The organism is Streptomyces sp. UH6 (assembly GCF_013421635.1).
GTDB lineage: Bacteria > Actinomycetota > Actinomycetes > Streptomycetales > Streptomycetaceae > Streptomyces > Streptomyces abyssomicinicus.
Genome location: NZ_JACADT010000562.1, coordinates 1 through 3,732, shown reverse-complemented (window position 1 = coordinate 3,732; position 3,732 = coordinate 1). Strand labels below are relative to the sequence as shown.

Genomic DNA, 3,732 nt, shown 5'->3' with positions numbered 1-3,732 from the left:
CCGCCGAGACCGGGGTCGTCCCTCCGCTCATGCGGCGGCTGCTGCGGGCGGTTCCGCGCCGGGCCGCCGTGGGCAGCGGGACGGAGGCCGGACGGACGCTGGGCGACCGGCTCGCCGAAGCCGCCCCCGAGAGGCGTCAGGCGATGGTGGTCGACGTGGTCGTGAACGAGGTGGCGTCGGTGCTCGGCCACGCTCCCGGGTACCGGGTCGGGGAGGGGCACGCCTTCAGCGAGCTGGGCTTCGACTCCCTGACCGCGGTCGAACTGCGCAACCGGCTCAACGCGCTGACCGGGCTGCGGCTGCCGGCGACCCTGGTCTTCAACCATCCGACGCCCGCGGACCTGGCCGCCCACGTCCTGTCCTTGCTGGTGCACGCCCCCGACGCCCGGCCGGACGCGGGAGGACCGGTCGACCTCGACGCGGAACTGCGGCGGCTGGAGGAGGCGTTCGAGACGCTGACACCGGAACGGGCCAAGGGACTCGTCCCGGACGGCGGGCCCGCGGAGTCCGTGGCACTGCGGCTGAGGAACCTGCTGGCCCGCTGGGACGAGGTCCGGGAAGGGACGGCCGGACACGCCCCGTTCGAGGAGGAGGGCGACGCGGACGTCCGGGAGGAACTCGACTCGGCCTCGGACGACGAGCTGTTCGCCTTCATCGACCAGCGCTTCAGCACCACCTGAGGCACGGGCGAGGGGTGCGCGAGTGCCCCTCGCCCTCGCCTTGGCCCTCGACCTGGCCGCCGTCTTCGCCTGGCACTCGCCTTCACGCGGGCTGGTGCCTTCACGCGGGCCTTCGCGTTCGGTTCGCCCGCACAAGCTTCAGGGTCCGCCCTCCGCGGTGGCGGAGGACGGACCCTGAGGCCTTGCGGGTCTCGCCTGACTATTCGGCGATCTTGGTGCGGCCCACCCATTGGTAGACCCCTGGCGCGTTGCCGGACGGCGTGTAGTGCTCGTAGCCGTTGCCGTGCCGGATTTTGATCTTCTCGTCGGAGAAGATCAAATCGCGGAAATCCTTCAAATCCACGGTGCCGACGAGTTCGGCAGGGCCTCCTTCGAGTCGGACGGGGCTGTTCGTCGTGCCTGAGGGAAAGGGCAGGGTCTGTGTCATCGGCACACCTCTCGTCTCGATCCAGCCTCATTCTTCTTCGGATCCGCCCCTTTCAAGCACCCCTGACCGCCCCCGGTAGGGGGGCGGAATTCTTGGTAGGGGTCCCTCCCGAGTGCTTCTCTGAAGACCCTGGCCACAATTGTCTTTTCCCTCGCGCACGGAACCGCACGGAACCGCACCGACTTTCCGTGTGCGGCCTTCGCCGGGCGGATCGGCCGAACCGTTCTCCGCGCCGTGCATCCGTCCGACCGATATCCCGATCCGAACGATTCCTCTACGGAAGGCCGTCAGATGGCAGAGAAGTACGACGTGGTCGTCGTGGGCGGCGGGTCCGCCGGCGTCGCCGCCGCCGTGGGGGCGCGCCGCGCCGGTGCCCGCACCCTGCTGCTGGAGCGCGGCCCCTGCCTCGGCGGCGCCGCCACGCTGCGCAACGTCCTGACGTACTGCGGGATCTACACCCGCGAGGACGAGCCCCGGCAGGTGGTGTTCGGCGTGGCCGAGGAGGTCCTGTCCGCGCTCCGGGAGGAAGGCGCGGTCAGCGCTCCGCAGCGGTTCAACGGCGTGTGCGTCGTGTTCGAGCCGGAGGCCGTCAAGCGGGCCCTGGACACGCTGTGCGCCGCCGCGGGCGTCGACGTCCGTCTGCACAGCCATGTGTCCGGGGCGCACCGGGTGGACGGGAGGATCACCCGGGTGAGCGTCGCCGGCCACCGCGGCGTCACGGAGGTCACGGCGGACGCCTTCGTCGACGCCAGCGGCGAGGCCGACCTCGCCGCCTTCGCCGGCGCGGCGGTCCGCTACGGAACGGACGGCATGGTGCAGAACGGGTCGCTCGGCGTCCGTTTCGGCGGCATCCCGCGGCACGTCGACGTCTCCAGGGCCCAGGTCTCCGCCGCCGTCCACACCGCTCGCGCCCGAGGCGTGAGTCCGCTGGTCTCCGCCCACGGACTGGTCGCCCGGCTGCCGGTGTCCGGGGACGTCATCGCCTACATCGTCGACGAGGCGTACGACGCCCGCGACGCCGCCGACGTCAGCCGTGCCGAGGCCCGTGCCCGCGTCCAGGCGCACGCCTACCTCGACGTCATCCGCTCCCTGCCCGGGGCCGAGGGCGCGTACATCGTCAGCACCGGTCCCGAACTGGGGACGCGCGAGTCCCGTCACGTCATCGCCCGCTACCGGCTCGGCGTGGACGAGGTCCTGGGCGCCGCACGATTCCACGACGCCGTGGCGGTCGGCGCCTGGCCGGTCGAGTACCACCCGGGTCCCGGCCGGCCGTCCGAGTGGCACTTCATCAAGGGGGACGGCTACTACGAGATCCCCCTGGGGTCGCTGTGGAGCGCCGACACGGACAACCTGTTCGCCGCCGGCCGCAACGTCGACGGCGACCGCCTCGCCGGGGCCTCGCTGCGGGTCATGGGCACCGCCTTCGCCACCGGTCAGGCGGCGGGTGTCGCCGCGGCCGTGGTGGCCGACGGCGGTACGCCGGACGGCTCCGAGGTCGGCGCCGAGCTGCGCCGTCAGGGCGCCGTACTGCCCGAGCCCGCTCTCCTCTGACGGTCGGCCGGCCCCTCCGGTCCGCCCCTTCGGCCCCGGCCCCGACCCGGGTCCGTCTCCGGGCCGCCCCCTACGCGGCGCCGGGGGAGTAGGGGGAACAGTCCGGACCGGAGGGGTTGGGCCGCCGGACTCCCCCTTCTACCGTCGACGGGAAGTGGCGGGAAAGCGGGAAAAGCGGAAAGGACCCACGTCTCACATGACTGCTCCGGAAGTCGACCACACACTGTGGCTCCGCAGATTCAGTGAAGCGTCCGGACGGAGAACACGACTCGTCTGCCTGCCGCACGCCGGCGGCTCGGCGACGTTCTTCTTCCCGGTCGCCAGAGCCCTTTCCCCCGAACTGGACGTCATTTCCGTGCAGTACCCGGGACGCCAGGACCGCCGTCACGAGAAATGCGTGGAAACACTTCAGGAACTCGCCCGGCAGATCGTCGACGTGCTCTCCCCCAGCCCCGACGACCCGCCGACCGCCCTGTTCGGCCACAGCCTCGGCGCCACCCTCGGCTTCGAGATGGCCCGGCTGATGGAGGCCCGCGGCGCCGCCCCCGTCCACCTCTTCGCCTCCGGCCGCCGCGCGCCCTCCCGCCCGCGCCACGAGACCGTGCACCTGCGGGACGACGAGGGCATGCTCGCCGAACTGCGTCTGCTCAGCGGCACGGACCCGCGCGTCCTCGGCGACGAGGAGGTGCTGCGCATGTCGCTCCCCGCGATCCGCGGCGACTACCGCGCCGCCGAGACCTACGTCTACGAGCCCGGTCCCGCGCTGTCGTGCCCCATCACCGTCTTCACGGGCGACGACGACCCGAAGGTGACCCTCGACGAGGCCCGGTCCTGGAAGGACCACACCGACGCCGGGTTCGAGATGCACACGTACGCGGGCGGCCACTTCTTCCTCTCCAACCACCAGCCCGCCATGCTGAAGATCATCTCGGACCGGTTGGCGACCGCCGCCGTCGGCAGCCGCTAGACGGCGCCGCCCGGCGGCCCCCGCGCCGGACGACTCCCCCGACGGCCGTACGCCCGGAACAGGCGGGCGGCGTGGCCGGTGAGGCCCGCCCCCGCCTTTCCCCGTCC

The 3,732-nt window shown here is 72.3% G+C and carries 4 protein-coding genes; 3 read left to right on the top strand and 1 reads right to left on the bottom strand.

Features of this window, described 5'->3' with window-relative positions:
* Positions 1-680 (top strand): phosphopantetheine-binding protein (locus tag HW445_RS22035; RefSeq protein ID WP_257231222.1); only part of this gene is annotated, 680 nt, incomplete at its 5' end.
* A 199-nt stretch (positions 681-879) separates the two neighbouring features.
* On the opposite strand, the gene HW445_RS22030 is transcribed toward HW445_RS22035, so the two are convergent.
* Positions 880-1,107, bottom strand: a complete 228-nt coding sequence (locus HW445_RS22030) for a DUF5988 family protein (protein ID WP_180222706.1) — start codon at positions 1,105-1,107, stop codon at positions 880-882.
* Positions 1,108-1,398: 291 nt separating this feature from the next.
* On the opposite strand from HW445_RS22030, the gene HW445_RS22025 reads away from it, so the two are divergent.
* Both HW445_RS22025 and HW445_RS22020 read left to right on the top strand, forming a co-directional pair.
* Positions 1,399-2,658, top strand: coding sequence for an FAD-dependent oxidoreductase (locus HW445_RS22025; protein WP_180222705.1), 1,260 nt, complete (start codon positions 1,399-1,401; stop codon positions 2,656-2,658).
* Between the two features lie 196 nt (positions 2,659-2,854).
* Entirely contained in the window at positions 2,855-3,625 is a 771-nt protein-coding gene (locus HW445_RS22020) for a thioesterase II family protein (protein ID WP_180222704.1), read from the top strand.
* The last annotated feature ends 107 nt before the right edge of the window (positions 3,626-3,732 follow it).

What these genes read in the sequence shown, in the direction of transcription:
- HW445_RS22030 (WP_180222706.1), bottom strand. Translation starts at nt 1,107, where the DNA reads ATGACACAGACCCTGCCCTTTCCCTCAGGCACGACGAACAGCCCCGTC.
- HW445_RS22020 (WP_180222704.1), top strand. Translation starts at nt 2,855, where the DNA reads ATGACTGCTCCGGAAGTCGACCACACACTGTGGCTCCGCAGATTCAGT.
- HW445_RS22025 (WP_180222705.1), top strand. Translation starts at nt 1,399, where the DNA reads ATGGCAGAGAAGTACGACGTGGTCGTCGTGGGCGGCGGGTCCGCCGGC.